16 protein-coding genes are annotated in these 16,319 nt (G+C 42.0%); 14 read left to right on the top strand and 2 right to left on the bottom strand.

From position 1 onward, the window contains the following. Window positions 1-43: 43 nt before the first annotated feature. The gene (locus AC1TO6_RS04140; RefSeq protein WP_482100340.1) at window positions 44-922 is read right to left on the bottom strand and encodes a hypothetical protein; all 879 of its coding nucleotides are present in this window, start codon (window positions 920-922) and stop codon (window positions 44-46) included. A 156-nt stretch (window positions 923-1,078) separates the two neighbouring features. On the opposite strand from AC1TO6_RS04140, the gene AC1TO6_RS04145 reads away from it, so the two are divergent. Then, window positions 1,079-2,125 carry a SepM family pheromone-processing serine protease gene (locus AC1TO6_RS04145; protein ID WP_482100341.1) on the top strand — a complete coding sequence of 349 codons (1,047 nt, stop codon included), beginning with the start codon at window positions 1,079-1,081 and terminating at the stop codon, window positions 2,123-2,125. A gap of 4 nt (window positions 2,126-2,129) precedes the next feature. On the opposite strand, the gene AC1TO6_RS04150 is transcribed toward AC1TO6_RS04145, so the two are convergent. Next, complete coding sequence (locus AC1TO6_RS04150) at window positions 2,130-3,359, bottom strand: nucleotidyltransferase (RefSeq protein WP_482100342.1); 1,230 nt, start codon at window positions 3,357-3,359, stop codon at window positions 2,130-2,132. A 117-nt stretch (window positions 3,360-3,476) separates the two neighbouring features. Between AC1TO6_RS04150 and AC1TO6_RS04155 the strand changes: the two genes are divergently transcribed. The 13 genes from AC1TO6_RS04155 to AC1TO6_RS04215 all read left to right on the top strand — a co-directional run bounded on the left by AC1TO6_RS04155 (window position 3,477) and on the right by AC1TO6_RS04215 (window position 16,297). Beyond that, window positions 3,477-4,010, top strand: coding sequence for a YceD family protein (locus tag AC1TO6_RS04155; protein WP_482100343.1), 534 nt, complete (start codon window positions 3,477-3,479; stop codon window positions 4,008-4,010). A 23-nt stretch (window positions 4,011-4,033) separates the two neighbouring features. Further along, window positions 4,034-4,207 (top strand): 50S ribosomal protein L32, encoded by a 174-nt coding sequence (rpmF, locus tag AC1TO6_RS04160; protein WP_067211505.1) that lies wholly within the window; start codon window positions 4,034-4,036, stop codon window positions 4,205-4,207. A 294-nt stretch (window positions 4,208-4,501) separates the two neighbouring features. After that, window positions 4,502-5,260, top strand: coding sequence for an enoyl-CoA hydratase/isomerase family protein (locus AC1TO6_RS04165; protein ID WP_482100344.1), 759 nt, complete (start codon window positions 4,502-4,504; stop codon window positions 5,258-5,260). A gap of 217 nt (window positions 5,261-5,477) precedes the next feature. Beyond that, window positions 5,478-6,839, top strand: a complete 1,362-nt coding sequence (locus AC1TO6_RS04170) for an acetyl-CoA carboxylase biotin carboxylase subunit (protein WP_482100346.1) — start codon at window positions 5,478-5,480, stop codon at window positions 6,837-6,839. Next, window positions 6,836-7,051 (top strand): acyl-CoA carboxylase biotin carboxyl carrier protein subunit, encoded by a 216-nt coding sequence (locus AC1TO6_RS04175; RefSeq protein WP_482100347.1) that lies wholly within the window; start codon window positions 6,836-6,838, stop codon window positions 7,049-7,051. The genes AC1TO6_RS04170 and AC1TO6_RS04175 overlap by 4 nt, the downstream gene beginning before the upstream one ends. A 312-nt stretch (window positions 7,052-7,363) precedes the next feature. Then, entirely contained in the window at window positions 7,364-8,914 is a 1,551-nt protein-coding gene (locus tag AC1TO6_RS04180) for an acyl-CoA carboxylase subunit beta (protein ID WP_482100348.1), read from the top strand. Window positions 8,915-8,980: 66 nt separating this feature from the next. After that, the gene (locus tag AC1TO6_RS04185) at window positions 8,981-9,892 is read left to right on the top strand and encodes a ketopantoate reductase family protein (protein WP_482100349.1); all 912 of its coding nucleotides are present in this window, start codon (window positions 8,981-8,983) and stop codon (window positions 9,890-9,892) included. Then, on the top strand, window positions 9,880-10,269 hold the full coding sequence (locus AC1TO6_RS04190) for a DUF3397 domain-containing protein (RefSeq protein ID WP_482100350.1): 390 nt from the start codon (window positions 9,880-9,882) through the stop codon (window positions 10,267-10,269). Before AC1TO6_RS04185 ends, AC1TO6_RS04190 begins: the two co-directional genes overlap by 13 nt. 89 nt (window positions 10,270-10,358) lie before the next feature. Beyond that, complete coding sequence (gene bshC / locus AC1TO6_RS04195) at window positions 10,359-11,975, top strand: bacillithiol biosynthesis cysteine-adding enzyme BshC (RefSeq protein WP_482100351.1); 1,617 nt, start codon at window positions 10,359-10,361, stop codon at window positions 11,973-11,975. Between the two features lie 336 nt (window positions 11,976-12,311). Beyond that, a complete protein-coding gene (gene mraZ, locus AC1TO6_RS04200; RefSeq protein ID WP_482100352.1) occupies window positions 12,312-12,743 on the top strand; it encodes a division/cell wall cluster transcriptional repressor MraZ in 432 nt (143 codons plus the stop codon). A gap of 32 nt (window positions 12,744-12,775) precedes the next feature. Beyond that, complete coding sequence (gene rsmH, locus AC1TO6_RS04205; protein WP_482100605.1) at window positions 12,776-13,708, top strand: 16S rRNA (cytosine(1402)-N(4))-methyltransferase RsmH; 933 nt, start codon at window positions 12,776-12,778, stop codon at window positions 13,706-13,708. Between the two features lie 16 nt (window positions 13,709-13,724). Continuing rightward, a complete protein-coding gene (gene ftsL, locus AC1TO6_RS04210) occupies window positions 13,725-14,096 on the top strand; it encodes a cell division protein FtsL (RefSeq protein WP_482100353.1) in 372 nt (123 codons plus the stop codon). A gap of 35 nt (window positions 14,097-14,131) precedes the next feature. Then, a complete protein-coding gene (locus AC1TO6_RS04215; RefSeq protein WP_482100354.1) occupies window positions 14,132-16,297 on the top strand; it encodes a penicillin-binding protein in 2,166 nt (721 codons plus the stop codon). Window positions 16,298-16,319 lie beyond the last annotated feature (22 nt).

The following is a 16,319-nucleotide window of genomic DNA, read 5'->3' on the forward strand; positions in this document are numbered from 1 at the left end:
ATGGTTATGATGAAATTATTATTTCATCATAACCATTTTGTGTTTAATACAAGAAATAGAAAATAACGGGAACTAGAATAACACTCCAGATTCGCCCAATAACGTATGGGGTCATTGAAAGGGAGCTTGACTTCGCGATTACAAAAACTTGCATGTGGATACTCAAACCATTCATGGAAATAATTGCTGCAATGAGAAATGGGAAAATGGGAAAACCATAAAAATGATCTGTTGCAGCTTGGACGCCTGATGTCATTTCAAAAATGGCCAATGCAAAGGTTTTTGCAATTCCCATCTCCACAGTAAATGCGGAAGTGAAAACGGTCGATAAAACAGTCCCAAGTGAGGAAAAGAAAATTACCGTAGTTGCGACGAGAACAATGATTGTAGAGCTTTCTTTAATAGCGTCAAGGAGGGGCATTCCTATAACTTTTTTTGGTAAATCTGTAGGTGGGATACCTGAATCGTCGCCTTGTATCCGAAAAATGAGTGCTAGTAGAAAAAATGAGACATTTGCGATGTGAATGGCTATTAGCAATTTCCAACCGGAACTGATGTCACCAAAAAGTTCAGTTCCAACGAAACCAATGATAAACATCGGTCCAGGTGCATGACATATAGCTAAGAGTAAAGCGCTTTGCTTTTTCGATAGTTCGCCGTTCTTCATCATTTCAGTTACCGTTACGGCACCGACTGGGAAACCTCCGAAAGACCCCAGCACATATGCTTTCAAAAACCGTCTCCACTTTGGTACCTTTTTTGAATGGCTAGGCATTTTTAAAAGCCATTGTGTCAAAATAATGTAGGGTAGTAAATACGGAAGTAGCGCATGGATAAATAACTGTGCACCGGCTACTGCCCCAGCGTGCGCTGTTCCCGGTTGCCAGATAAACAGTATGATTAATCCCCAAACAACAGTCAAATTTATAACTTGATAAAGGCGTACATGCTTTTCATCGATTATGTACTACGCTCCTTTTTGCTCTATTTATGAACAAAGGTTTTGCAAGTCTTTTTTTGGTGCTACACTTATATATATGTAATGGAAGTACAGGCTATTAACGGAGGTGTACGTAAATTGAAGAAGAAACGGTTCGGTTTAATCGGGGTAATGCTGGTAATTATAGCTATTTTGTTCATATATCCACTTGATTCTTATATTTCATCTCCGGGTGGTGCATATGACTTGGATCCACTTGTTGAGGTTGTAGGTGGAGATAAAGATGATGAAGGTACGTTTAGTCTTATGACGATTTCAGTGGCAAAAGCGACACCTGCTTCGTACGTCTTATCAAAATTTACGGATAACAGAAAGCTTCTTCCGGCGGAGAATGTTAGAAGAGAAGGCGAAAATGACAAGGAATATAACATTCGACAGAAGAAACTGATGACAGGTTCTCAATTCAATGCCATTACGGTTGCTTTTGATAAAGCTGAACTTCCTGTTGACATCCAATTTGATGGTGTTTTCGTTATGTCGGTTCTCGAAAAAGGAGCGGCAGATGGCATTTTGGAATTAGGAGATAAAATCCGTGAAGTTGATGGTGTGAAACTGAAGGAGTCGGGAGAGTTCTTTACGTTAATTGGTGAAAAGAAATTAGGCGATGAAGTAGCGATTTCATTGGAAAGGGACAAAAAGATGCTAGATGTCACTTTGACGTTAAAAGAGATTCCGGATAGTGACGGACGTGCAGGACTTGGTGTTCGTTTTGAAGAAGATCGAACACTTACAACCAATCCGGAAATCGATTTCAAAACGTCTAATATCGGAGGACCTTCAGCAGGACTGATGTTCACACTTGAAATCATGAATCAGTTGCTCGATGAAGATATGACGAAGGGTTATAATATCGCCGGAACGGGAGAGATGCTAGAAGATGGAACCGTGGGCCGTATTGGAGGAGCTGACTTTAAAGTCATTGCAGCATCCCGTGAAGATGTAGAAATATTCTTTGCGCCAGACGATGATTTGCCAGACGAAGTTAGAGAGGTAAATCCAGGGATAATGACAAATTATGAGGAAGCCGTAAAAATGGCAGAAAAAATCGGTACGAAAATGAAAATCGTACCGGTGAAAGATGTGGATGATGCACTTGAGTATTTAGCAACATTAGATGAAAAATGAACGATCAGTTAATGATGATTGGGTGCGTCTTATAATCCATACCCATTTTAGAATGGAGCGTTCCTTTTCCAATTCCGAGCGCATACATATCGGATGCGTGACTATCGAAATCCAGAGAAGGATGTGAAAAGGCGGCTGCTTTGCTAACAAGAGGAAGCTTCAGCCTTTTTTTATGTTCATTCAAGTAAAGTCTCCCTGCAGAAGTCATACCAAGTAAGCGGAGATAGGCAGGCGCTTTCATTTCACTGCGTAAATTATACGTGAAGCCAGTAAATATATGCGTTAACATACGTTGTAAGCGAGTCCAGGTATAGCGTTTAGATTTAATTGCACTCATAAAGCCTTCAAACGTGCCGTTAATAGCTGCAGCGCGGTACAACAGGTTCTCAATACCTTCTGTAACGTCCGCAATCTCCGCAAGACGTTTCGGTCCCTCACGTAAAATTGTGAATCGGAGCAGAGGATAGAATGACTGCCAGTTGCCGAAGAGTTGTCTCTCCTTTTTCCAACTGAGGAGGACTTCATGTGTTGAATCAGGAATAAAATCTACAACTGCATCAAGCGAATCAATTTCGAAAAAAGACTTTCTGATACCTGTTGCACTTGCAATTTGGTTTCCGACTACGGCGTCGTCATGATACTGAGCAACAATGCGTGGAATTGTTATTGCTGTCATGTTGGAACCTATAGCAGCTGCCGCTTCCATGTAATGAAAACCTAAAATATTATTTGGCTTTGAAAGGTCTGCAAGACTCCCGTCAAATGCGGAGGAATCAGCAACTGTTTGATATGCTTCATTAAGTGCTTTTGGATAACTGTTTCCACGTCCGACTGCTTCTTTAATTGTTTTTTCATAGTCCTCATTGGATTGTTGAATGAGGTGAAGACTTCTTTCAAAAGATTCAATTGCACCATCTTCACTGCCGAAGCAGAATGTACTGCACTGCGCGGCGTCCAGCAACTGTATGGCGCCGCGAGCGAAGGAAGGAGCATGAGAGGTTGCAAATGTATAAGGGAGCTCTAAAACGATGTCTACACCGTTATTCAACGCCATGTTTGCACGCGCCCATTTATCGACAAAAGCCGGTTCACCACGCTGAAGAAAATTACCGCTCATGACCGCGATGACAATATCCGAATCAGTCATTTTTTTTGCCTGCTCTGCGTGGTAAAGATGTCCATTATGAAATGGGTTATATTCGACAATAATTCCTGAGGCTTTCAAAAGTATCACTCCTTTGCTACAATGAATATTAATTATACCTATGCGGCTGATGAAGTGACAAGAAAATATCTTGACATCCCTTTTCGCCCATTATATAATCAACATTGTTGTCTTGAGGTGATAGACATGAAATGGTCAATCAATCAATTGCAGAGATACAGACAAGGTGCGATGCCGCTTGACGAAGCTGTCGACCTTGAAACCGTGAAAAAACGGAATCCGGAAATCCGGAATATTACGCCTGTCCGAGTGACCGGAAGTTGTACAATCGGTTCCAAGAAATTGGTTTGCCGATTCCGGCTTGAAGGTACGATGACATTGCCCTGTTCACGAACATGGGAAGACGTTGAATTACCGTTCTCAATCGAGGCTGACGAACAGTTCAGCTGGGATGAAGAAGTTCTTGCAGCAGATGATGAAATTCATCCAATTGTAGGAGAGGTATTCGATCCGACCCCTGTATTTGAGGAGCTCGTCCTCCTTGAAGTGCCGCTGCAAATCTTCAGCGAAAAAGCTGCTGAGATGCAAGAGGCTGAAGGAAAAGGCTGGTCATTTACGACTGACGAGGTGTACAATGCCAGGCTCCGTGAGGAACTGGAAACGAAAGTGGATCCTAGACTTGCCGATTTGGCAAAGTTCTTTGAATCCAAGGACGAATAGGTGAACGTAAGGAGGTGCCCCAGATGGCTGTACCAAAAAGAAGAACATCCAAAACAGTTAAAAACAAGCGCCGTACGCATTATAAATTGCAAGTACCGGGAATGACTACTTGTACTAACTGTGGCGAAATCAAATTGGCCCACCGCATTTGTAAATCATGCGGTCATTACAAAGGAAAAGAAGTTGTAGGCGAATAAGTAAGATTTGCCTATAAAGGCTACCGTGAGACCATGGCTCTCGGTAGCCTTTTTTCTATACATAGAAATGCGGAAGGCGCCGCTCAGCCGCGACAGGCATAAGGCGGTTTGCGAGGAGGCGTACCTCAGCTCCCACAGCAAAATGCCTTATGACCCGAGCGGTTGGCGCCTGTAGCTAGACAACATAGAAATGGGTTAGACGCCGTCCAGGCTCGACAAGTATAAGATGAGTCTGGAAACTGTAGCTAGACAGTGTTAATATCAGAAGAAACAATTAACAATGGGGGAATGAATATGTCTTATAACATTACAATCGAAAAGGGAATTGCGACATTTACAATCGACCGTCCGGAAAGGCGCAATGCCATTAACTATGCGGTCATGGAAGGTCTTGAACAATATCTTGATCAAATCGAGGGAGACCCGGATGTTGCATATGCAGTCATAACAGGGGCGGGTGACCGAGCATTCTGTTCGGGGGGAGACTTAACTGAGTTTCATGCTTTGCAAACGACAGATGAGGCTTACCCGATGTTAAGTAAAATGGCTGGCTTATTGTATAGGGTCGCTACACTGCCAATACCTGTCATTGCCCTCGTCAATGGAACGGCTGTAGGTGGCGGGTGTGAAATCGCGACAGCATGTGATTACAGAGTTGTTTCATCCTCAGTAAAAGCTGGTTTCATCCAAGGAACTCTGGCGATTACGACTGGTTGGGGTGGTGCGACATTATTGTTTGAGAAAGACGGTAAGCATGACCGTGTGTTGCGTCTGTTGTCTGAGGCTGAAGTGTTTACGGCTGACCAACTCCTTGAAGTGGGTTGGGCGACAGAAATTTATGGAGGTTCCGCTGAAGAAGGACTTGAACATTTCCTCACGAAGATGTCCACTGTTCATCCGTCTGTTCATCGAGCTTATAAGTCTATTGCCATACGAAAGTGGACAGCTGATTTTATGCGAGATCGAATGATTGAAGAGTCACGTCAATGTTCAATTCTCTGGGGGAGAGAAACGCATCACGAAGCAGTTGCTCATTTTTTAGCGAAAAAATAGAATGTTACATTTACCGCTCTACATGAATTATGCATGTGGGGCATTTTTTTGCAAAAGGGTGGATGTCCTTAATTAATGTTATAATTCTACTATTCTACAAAATGCGAAATAGCAAGAAAATATGTTTTTTTCGGACAAAGGTTGAAATCGCTTTCATTCTTCGTATAAACTAAAGAAGGAATGTAAGTTCACTTCATAATAAGTCTGGGGGATTATAATGGATAAAATACTAATCGCGAATCGTGGGGAAATCGCTCTTAGAATCATAAAAACGTGCAAACGTCTCGGTATTAAAACTGTGGCGGTCTATTCGGAGGCTGACCAAGATATGCCCTTTGTAAAAGAAGCGGACGAGGCCTTCTTGTTGGGACCGGCGCAAGTTCAACAATCTTATTTGAAAGCGGACAATATAATTGATATTGCATTACAAACCGGAGCAAAAGCCGTTCATCCCGGTTATGGACTGCTATCGGAAAACGCTGAATTCGCACGTAAAGTTCAAGCGGCGGGAATCCGTTTCATAGGACCTGATGCAGATACAATTGACAAAATGGGAGATAAAATTGGTTCCCGAGTAACGATGAAAGCCGCAGGAGTACCAGTTGTACCTGGAACAGATGAAGGAATCGCTTCTTTGGAAGATGCAATTCAAGCGGCGGCAGATATTGGTTATCCAATCATGTTAAAAGCATCTGCAGGTGGCGGAGGGATCGGAATGATTCGCTGTGAAGATGAGCAAGCGCTCAGTCAACATTTTCAATCCGTAAAAACACGTGCAAAAGCATACTTCGGAGATGATGTTGTCTTTCTTGAAAAATTCATTTCTGATGCACGCCATATCGAAGTACAAATATTCGGTGATAATTACGGAAACGTTGTCCATATGTATGAACGGAATTGCTCAGTTCAGAGGCGCAATCAGAAAGTAATAGAAGAATCACCTTCACCGCATTTACCCGAAGAAACGCGCAAACGCCTTTTTAAAGCGGCAGTTGACGCCGGGAAAGCAGTTTCCTACAAGAACGCTGGAACTGTCGAATTTATTGTCGATGAAAACAATGAACTCTACTTCCTTGAAATGAATACTAGACTACAAGTTGAACATCCTGTGACTGAAGAAGTGACTGGATTTGACCTAGTTGAATGGCAAATTGAAATTGTTAAAGGGAATGAATTGCCCGTCATTAATCAGGACGAAATCAAGTCGAAGGGGCATGCAATCGAATTCCGTATTTACGCGGAAGATCCGGTTAAGTTTATGCCTTCACCAGGAACGATTAACACGCTGGATTGGGGAAATACAGAGGGAATCCGCATTGACTCCGGATATATCGAAGGCGGCAAAGTGACACCTTTTTATGATCCACTCATATCTAAAGTAATCGTTCATGCACAAACGAGGGCAGAAGCGATTCGGAAATCTGAAGAATTTTTTTCTAAAGTGAAAATTGAAGGCTTAAAAACGAATATACCGCTATTCAATAACTTCCTTAAATCTGAAGAATTTAATTCAGGTGATTATTCAACATCCGTTTTAACTACATGGAGCGCAAAACAAAAGGAGGAAATAACAAAATGACAGCATTAAAATCAACGATGGCAGGCACAGTGTTTACAGTAAACGCAGCAGTGGGCGAAGAAGTAACGGCGGGACAAGTAATTATCGTACTTGAATCGATGAAGATGGAAATTCCAATTGAAACAGAAATAGCTGGGAAAATTACAGAGATAAAAGTGCAAGTCGGCGATTTCGTAAATGAAGAAGATGTTCTTGCGACAATCGAAGCATAGTAAAGCAAAAGGCGCCTGGAAAAGGGATGGCAGTCAAAGGTCGCCGCGTCCTGCGGCAATTAGGAAGGATGAAGTTCAATCCTTCCCCACTGCATGACCTACAAGGAAGGATGGAGTTCAATCCTTCCCCCCTGTAGGCCTCCGACAGGCATAAGGCGGTTCGGCGGAGCGGCGTCCTTTGCTGCATAGCCGAACTGACTTATGACCCGAGGAGTTGGCGCCTTTTGCTGGATCGCATAGAAACGCAGAAGATGCTTGTAGCTTGAAACAAGGGGAAATGGGTAAAAACGCTCGACGAAAGGGGTATTATAAATGACTAAAATTACAGAACAGCCAGCTTACAATGAGAAACTTGAAGAAAAATTGCAAGGGATTTTTGCTGGGGGACAACCGAAATATCATGAGAAATTAAAAGAACAGAACAAAATCTTTGTTCGTGATCGTCTCGAGCTTCTGTTTGACGATGGGGAATATACAGAAGACGGTAGGTTTGCTAACTGTGAGGCAGGAGATTTGCCGGCAGATGGCGTCGTGACGGCGATGGGGAAAGTGAATGGCCAGACAGTCTGTGTTATGGCAAATGATTTTACAGTCAAAGCAGGGTCATGGGGAGCCCGTACTGTTGAAAAAATTATTCGAATACAGGAAATTGCTGAAAAAAACCGTGTACCGATGCTATATCTCGTAGATTCAGCAGGTGCTCGTATTACAGACCAGCTTGATATGTTCCCGAACCGTCGCGGTGCAGGGAAAATATTCCACAATCAAGTGCGACTGTCAGGTTTCATTCCGCAAATATGTATTTTGTTTGGTCCTTCTGCTGCAGGTGGTGCGTATATACCGGCATTTTGCGATATTGTTATTATGGTGGAAGGCAACGCATCAATGTATTTGGGCTCACCGCGAATGGCTGAAAAGGTCATCGGTGAAAAAGTGACATTGGAAGAAATGGGCGGCGCACGCATGCATTGCTCAGTGAGCGGTTGCGGTGACGTTCTTGCGGAAAATGAAGAGCAAGCAATTTCAGAAGCCCGTCGTTACTTAGCGTTTTTCCCAGCGAACTTCACGGAGAAACCCGCATTGAAAGAAGCTGTGGAAGCAAAAGTTGGACGGACGCTTGAAGCAATTATTCCAGAAAACCAAAATGCACCGTTCGATATGTATGAGGCGATTGATGCATTGATTGATGAAGGAAGTTATTTTGATATCAAAAAACTTTTTGCTGGTGAAATAATAACTGGTTTGGCCAGAATCGAGGGGCAGCCAGTCGGAATCATTGCCAATCAGCCGAAAGTGAAAGGCGGAGTGCTTTTTGTTGACTCTGCAGACAAGGCTACAAAGTTTATTAATCTTTGTGATGCTTTCTCAATTCCGCTTTTATTCTTAGCTGATGTACCTGGCTTTATGATTGGAACAAAAGTTGAGCGTGCAGGAATCATCCGTCATGGTGCGAAATTGATTATGGCAATGAGTTCGGCGACTGTTCCAAAAATATCTGTAATTGTTCGTAAAGCTTATGGAGCGGGTCTCTATGCGATGGCGGGTCCTGCATTCGAACCAGATGTCTGTATCGCTTTACCCACAGCTCAAATTGCAGTAATGGGACCTGAAGCTGCGGTCAATGCGGTCTATTCAAATAAAATCGAAGCGATTGAAGATCCGAAAGAACGACTTGCATTCGTGTTGGAAAAACATAATGAGTATAAAGAAGAAATTGATATTTACAAGATGGCATCTGAACTCATCATCGATGAAATTGTAGCGCCATCCAGTCTAAGAGGTGTACTTGCAGATAGATTCCGTTTCTACAGTACAAAAGATATTCCTCAACCACCAAGAAAACATCCAGTGTATCCTGTATAATCAGATAAAGAACAAAAAGGTCTACCGCTGTTCAGGTAGGCCTTTTCATTTTGGGGGAGGGTAAACATGGATGTAGTCATTGCTGGGGCGGGTTCAATTGGGTTGTTGCTTGGATCATTCTTGTCGGAGGCTGGAATGGACGTGACTTTTTACGTCAGAAGAGAAGAGCAGGCGGAGCTCATTCGCAAAGAAGGTATTCAGCGCATTAACCAGGACGGAACTAAATTTGTGTTTCACGCGAAATCTACGACGGACATCACAGTGATTTCTCCAACAGCACTATGTATTGTTGCGGTCAAATTTGCAGGTCTTCAAAATCTTCTAATGGAAATAAAGGATGCAGGTTTGAAGAATCCGCTATTGTTCGTTCAAAATGGAATTGGTCATTTGGAAATTGTGGAAAGCATTAATTCTTTGGAAATCGCTTTCGCCACCGTGGAACAAGGGGCGCGTCGAATAGACGATCGAACGGTTTCTCATAATGGGATTGGGATGCTTACAATCGCTACTTTAAATGGTGAGGACGGCGTATTTGATTTAATCGGACAGGCACGCTCAGATATATTCCCGGTCAGTTACCATACTGATGCAGAACTGATTTTAATGCGAAAAGTAATGATCAACTGTATGATCAATCCTTTGACTGCCATTCTTAAAGTGGAAAACGGAGAGTTACTTACAAACGCTCATTGCCTTACTTTACTTAATACCCTATATAAAGAATTGATGTACGCCTTTCCAGAAATACAATCGGTTCTATCTTATGAAGAAGTAGCGGATGTCTGCAAAAAAACGGCAAACAACAAATCGTCAATGCTGTCAGATCGTATGTCCGGAAATCCTATGGAAATAGATACAATCGTTTCTGCAACTATCCGAAAGGCAAGAGGACAGGGAAAGTCGTTACCTCTCCTATCGGCGCTGGAACAGATGCTGTATGCAATTGATTGGAAAGGGGAAGGGACATGGATGGAGTGATTCCTGCACTTTTAGGGACAATCATTTTGTTCCCTTTCATTGTTACAATTGTCATCCTAATTATTATGAGAAAGCTTGGAAAAGCGCCCGTTTCCGTTATTGGGTTCGCCGCGGATTTGACGACTCCGTTCTTGTTCATTGCTGTTTATATTGTATCTAATACCATATTCGGGAAGGGATTAGGGTTTTATATTGGAGGATTTGCAATCATTCTCGCGATTATTTTTTCATTCATAGAACGCAGTAGAGTGAAGGAATTTCGTGTTGGCCGGCTGTTACGGAAAATATGGAGATTTTATTTCCTAGTTTTAATGGTTGTCTATTTGAGCCTCTTAGTTACGGGAACTGTACTGAGAATTGTCGAGTATGTTAATTAAACGAATTTTGTATAAGCGTATATTTTTCAATCCTGTAACTTGGAATGTTATACTCTCTTCATACCGATAGTTACAAAGGGGCATGAATAATGGAATTGGAAGTATTGGCATTACAAGAAAAGAATAAAGTGATGCAATCGTATAATAACGATAAAGAATTTTTACATATGTTTTTCGATTATAAAAACGAAGAGAGTTCCTATCCTGCAAGACTTAATGAACTCGCGGGCCGTAATTTCGAAAGAGCTCAGCTAGCAGATGCAATTCGTACATTCATGGAACCATTTGGTATTTCCGCGGTTGCAAATTCGCATATCAATGAACTTGCAGAAAATGCAGTCACTGTAATTGGCGGTCAGCAAGCCGGTATTTTAACTGGACCTTTATACTCTGTTCATAAAGCGATCACAGTTATTTTACTTGCACGTAAGCAAAGGGAAAAACTAAACGTTCCGGTAGTACCTGTCTTTTGGGTTGCAGGTGAAGACCATGACTTAAATGAAATCAATCATATTTACACTGAAATGGATGGACAGGCAACGAAAAATCAATACCGTGAAAAGTTCGTTCTTAAGCTTATGGCATCAGATGCGGTATATGACAAGAAAATGCTGTCGTCGTTTGTCAAAGATACGTTTGGTAAATTTGGTGAAACTTCAAATACGAAAGCTTTATTGGACGAAGTGCTCAGTGCGGTAGAGATGGAAGATACGTTTACACACTTCTTTGTCAGACTGATGAATGGCCTTTTTAAAAATGAAGGACTGCTATTTATAGATTCGGCTGCTAAACAGCTACGGGAGCTCGAAAAGAAACATTTTGTTCGACTTATTGTAGAATCCGAGCGTATTGCAGAAGCAGTCAAGAGTAAGGAAGAATTGTTTGCTGAAAAAGGATATGGTACTCCGCTTGGCGCTGAATCTGATGCTGCAAACTTATTCTACGTGCATGATACAGGTCGAGTTCTTTTATCTAGAAGAGATGGTTATTTTGTAAATGACAGTTCAGGCTTGCGATTTTCGAAAATAGATATGCTGCGAATTGCTGAAGAAACGCCGTGGCTATTGAGTAATAATGTTGCGACCAGACCGATTATGCAGGATATGGTATTCCCTGTACTCGCTTTCGTTGGTGGACCGGGAGAAATAGCATATTGGTCAGTCTTGAAAGAAGCATTTCATCATCTAGACATGAAAATGCCGATTATTGTTCCACGCATGTCCATGACGCTGGTAACTACACAAGTGCAACATGCGCTGAAAGAGAAGTCTATGACTGTTGAAGAAGTCATGTCAGGAGCGGTACTAACTGCGCGGGAACAATTCATTAGCGGATTGACTGATGAAGGTTTCGATTCAGTGATGGATGAAACAGAAGAAATCCTTCGCAAACAGTATGAAAAAATTGCTGAATTCACAGATCGGCAAGGAACAACTATGCAAGAATTGCTAATAAAGAATTTACAATTCCACAAAAAACAACTGGGTTATTTAAAAGGAAAAGCTGAAGAGGCAGTGTTATTGAAACACGCCACTGCACTCCGTACATACGGTATTCTAGAAGGAGAATTATTCCCTGAAGGCGTACTACAAGAGCGGCTTTATCCGCCATATGCTTATTTGAACGGTTACGGACCGACGCTTATAAATGACCTTCTTCAATTGCCCTACGAAATGGATGGGACACACAAAATTATATATCTGTAAAGACTGACAACACAAAACACTCTTGCTTGCATAAATGTGCAGGCAAGAGTGTTTTGTGTTTTTTTGTTGTCTAGCTCCAGGCGCCAACTCCTCGGGTCATAAGTCGGTTCGGCTAGGAAGGATTGAACTGCATCCTTCCCGGGCAAAGGACGCCGCTCCGCCGACCCGTCTTATGCCTGTCGGAGCTGGACGGCGCATTACGTTTTTCTTGTATTCAATCTCATTGAAACAAGTACTATTGACACATTTTAATACGAATCTGGATTAATTTTAGGATACTAGTGGAGGATTGTGGGGGGATGTGGTACATTTATTTCATATAGTGGGGTGAAGAGTATGTTCATGGGCGAATATCAGCATACTGTCGATATTAAAGGTCGTCTGATTGTTCCTTCGAAGTTTCGGGAACACTTGGGAGAAGGCTTTGTGTTGACTCGTGGCCTGGACAACTGTCTCTTCGGTTATCCAATGAAAGAATGGGAACTCCTTGAAGAAAAGCTGAAAGCGTTGCCAGTGACGAAAAAAGATGCCCGCGCATTTGCAAGGTTTTTCTTCTCCGGTGCAACGGAAGTTGAATTGGACAAGCAAGGCCGCATCAATATTCCTTCTTCATTACTCCAATATGCGAAGGTTGAAAAGGATTGTGTCGTAATCGGTGTTTCAGGCCGTATTGAGATTTGGTCTAAAGCATTGTGGGATGCCTATTATGATGAATCTGAACAATCATTCAATGAAATTGCAGAAAATATTATCGACTTTGATTTTTAATGAAAATGAAATTATGAAAGTGGGCGGTTTCAATTTTTAACCATACTACAGTTTTACTTCACGAAGCCGTCGAGGGTTTGGCTATAAAAAATGACGGCATCTATGTCGACTGCACACTAGGTGGGGCAGGTCATAGTTTAGAAATTGCCAAAAAATTATCGCTTGGAGGCAGACTGATTTGTTTTGATCAGGATATTACGGCGATAGAAGTTGCAAAAGAACGATTGAAGGATTATCTTCCCCAAGTTACATTTGTGCATTCGAATTTCAGAAACTTGAAATCTGAGCTAGGTAAGATTGGTATCTCTACAGTTGATGGCATCCTTTATGACTTAGGCGTGTCATCTCCACAGCTTGATACACCTGAACGTGGATTTAGCTACAATTTGGATGCCCCTCTTGATATGCGGATGGACACAGGAGCTTTGTTAACTGCTCATGAAGTTGTTAATGAATGGTCCTATGAAGACCTAGTACGAATCTTTTTCCGTTATGGTGAAGAGAAATTTTCAAAAAGAGTAGCACGTAAAATTGAAGAAGTTCGACAGCAAGCCCCAATTGAGACAACTGCGGAACTTGCAGAATTAATCAAAATGAGTATTCCAGCGGCTACAAGACGGACTGGTGGGCATCCAGCGAAGAGGGTATTCCAAGCGATCCGGATTGCAGTGAATGACGAGCTTGGTGCAGCCGAAGATTCGATAACGGAAGCAATCACTTTGCTCAATCCTGGCGGACGTATAAGCGTAATTACATTCCATTCATTGGAAGATAGATTATGTAAAACAATTTTTAAAGAAGCATCCTCTTTACCGGATCTTCCACCGAACTTACCAGTTATACCGGAAGGCATGGAACCTATATTGAAATTGGTGACAAGAAAACCTATTGTACCAAGTGAAACAGAGTTAGATGTGAATAAGCGGGCACGTTCCGCAAAACTAAGGATTGTCGAAAAAAAGTAGAGGGGGAAATGTGTGAATGGCATTAGAACAAAGAAAATTCCAGACGACATATGTACGAGAACTAGAAACACCGGATATTCCTAGGAAACAACCTCAAATACGTCCTTCCCGGAAAGTTTTTTCTTTCGGGGAGAAATTCTTATTCGTGCTGTTTTCAACAGTTCTGGTTCTTTTCTCAACTATGATTTTACATACGCAAGCCCAAATTAATGATACCAACAGGGAAGTGCAATTGCTTGGAAGAGATATTACAGAAACATCAAAAAAGAATATGGAATTGTCCATCCAAGTGAAAGAAAAATCCACATATGAGCAGATATGGGAGAAAGCGAAGGAACTTGGCTTGAAGCCGAACGAGAACAACGTAAAGGTTGTGCCGGGGCGATGAAAAAAAAGTTTCGATTCCAATGGGGAGCCTTTCTGATGTTTTTGGTATACGGAGGGCTCTTTTTTCTTTTGTTCGGAAGAATTTTGTTCATTCAAGTGACGGGACAAGCGGAAGGTAAAGTGATGGCGACACTTGCCGAAACGAAATACGCTCGAGAATCGGTTTTAAAAGCAGACCGAGGAACGATTGTAGATCGTAATGGTGAGTTAATAGCTTCCGATACATTGAGTTACCGGCTCATAGTTGTATTGAGTGAAAGCGCGAGTAAAGGATCGAAAAAACCATTGCATGTTGTCGATTATGAAAAGACTGCTGAAGTGCTCGCCGAATACATTCCGCTTGAAAAAGATGCAATTCTTTCTCGCTTGACTGAAGCAAAAGACAATGATAAATATCAAGTAGAGTTTGGGAATGCTGGTCGTGACATCACCAACGAAACGGTGTTGGCGATTAGAGAGAAAAAACTACCAGGAGTCCTGTTTATTGAAGACCTGAAAAGGTATTATCCGAACGGTGTTTTTGCATCGTATTTAATTGGATTTGCTATGAAGGAAGAAGATACCAACGGCAATATTGCAACTGTCGGTAAAATGGGACTTGAAAAGACGTATAATGAACAGTTGAACGGGACCGATGGAATAGTGAACTTTAAGTCGGACGGTTTCGGGTTTATGTTGCCAAAAGCGGAAAAAGCAATTGTTGCGCCTAAAGACGGCTATGAAATTCAACTGACGCTTGATAAAACGATTCAAAACTTCGTGGAAGATGCGATGAACCGCGTAGAAAAAGAGTATTCACCGAAAAGTATACTCGCTGTTGTTGCAGATCCTAAAACGGGGCAAATACTTGCGATGAGTCAGAGACCCACATTTCATCCATCTACTCGTGAAGGACTTACGGAGAACTGGTTAAATCAGGCTGTTGAAACAACGATTGAACCGGGTTCTACAACTAAAATGTTTACAGTGGCTGGGGCAATTGAAGAAAAGAAGTGGAATCCTACTGACTTCTATAAATCGGGACAATATAAACTACATGATGTGACAGTACGCGATCATAATAAAGTAGGATGGGGTTATATTTCATTCCTTGAAGGCTTCCAAAGGTCTTCGAATGTGTCCATGGCTTATTTACTGGAAAAAATGGGTGATAAAACATTCATCGAGTATATGAAGAAATTCGGATTCGGGGAAAAGACCGGAATTGACTTGCCACATGAAGCATCGGGGAAAATTCTAGACGATTGGCCGATTGAACGATTGACAACTGCCTTTGGGCAGGGCTCCACAGTTACAGTAATGCAGATGATCCAAGCGGGTACTGCAATTGCCAATGATGGTGTCATGATGAGACCGTATGTGATTGATAAAATTACCGATCCAAATACGGGTAAAGTCATTCAAGATCAAAAACCTGAGGAAAATGGAAGCCCTATTTCTGTTGAGACAGCAAAAGAAGTGAGGGAGTTGCTCGCTTCCACTGTGACTTCTGAAAAAGGTACAGGCAGAAAATTTGCCCTCGATGGCTATACAGTCGGTGGTAAGACAGGCACCGCAGAAATACCGAATCCATCTGGAGCGGGCTATTTATCTGGTAATGGAAATTACTTGTATTCATTCCTTGGTATGGCGCCAGCTGAAGATCCGCAATTGCTAACGTATATTGTTGTTCAGCAACCGAAACTAAAAGCGGGGGAAATCGGTTCAGATACTGTTTCAAAACTATTTACTTCAATTATGGACAACAGTTTGCGCTACAAGAACATTGTTCCAAGCGGAGATGATATCGTTGAACCGACAGTTCTCAGTGAATATACTGGGAAAGATTCGAAAGTAGCAATTGAAAAATTAACAAAAGATGGCTTTGTTCCGGAAATAATTGGTGAGGGTGGGGAAATTGACATCCAATATCCACAGGCCGGAACGAAACTAGTTAAAGGTTCAGTCGTCCTATTGCGAACAAAGGGAACGAATACATTACCTGACTTTATGGGATGGTCGAAAAAAATGGTTCTTTCGTATAAAATGTTATCTGGACTTGATATTCGGATTAACGGGGATGGTTATGTTACTGAACAAAGCCTTTCAAAAGGGTCTGTAATTGGGGATGATGAGCCCGTAGTGATTCACTTAGAATCACCTTCTGAAATCTATAAACCCGTAGAAGAGACCGAAGAAGAAGAGAGTAAAGTAGGCGGATAACGAATAGCGAACCGCGTCACAT

The organism is Sporosarcina sp. Y352 (assembly GCF_056786535.1).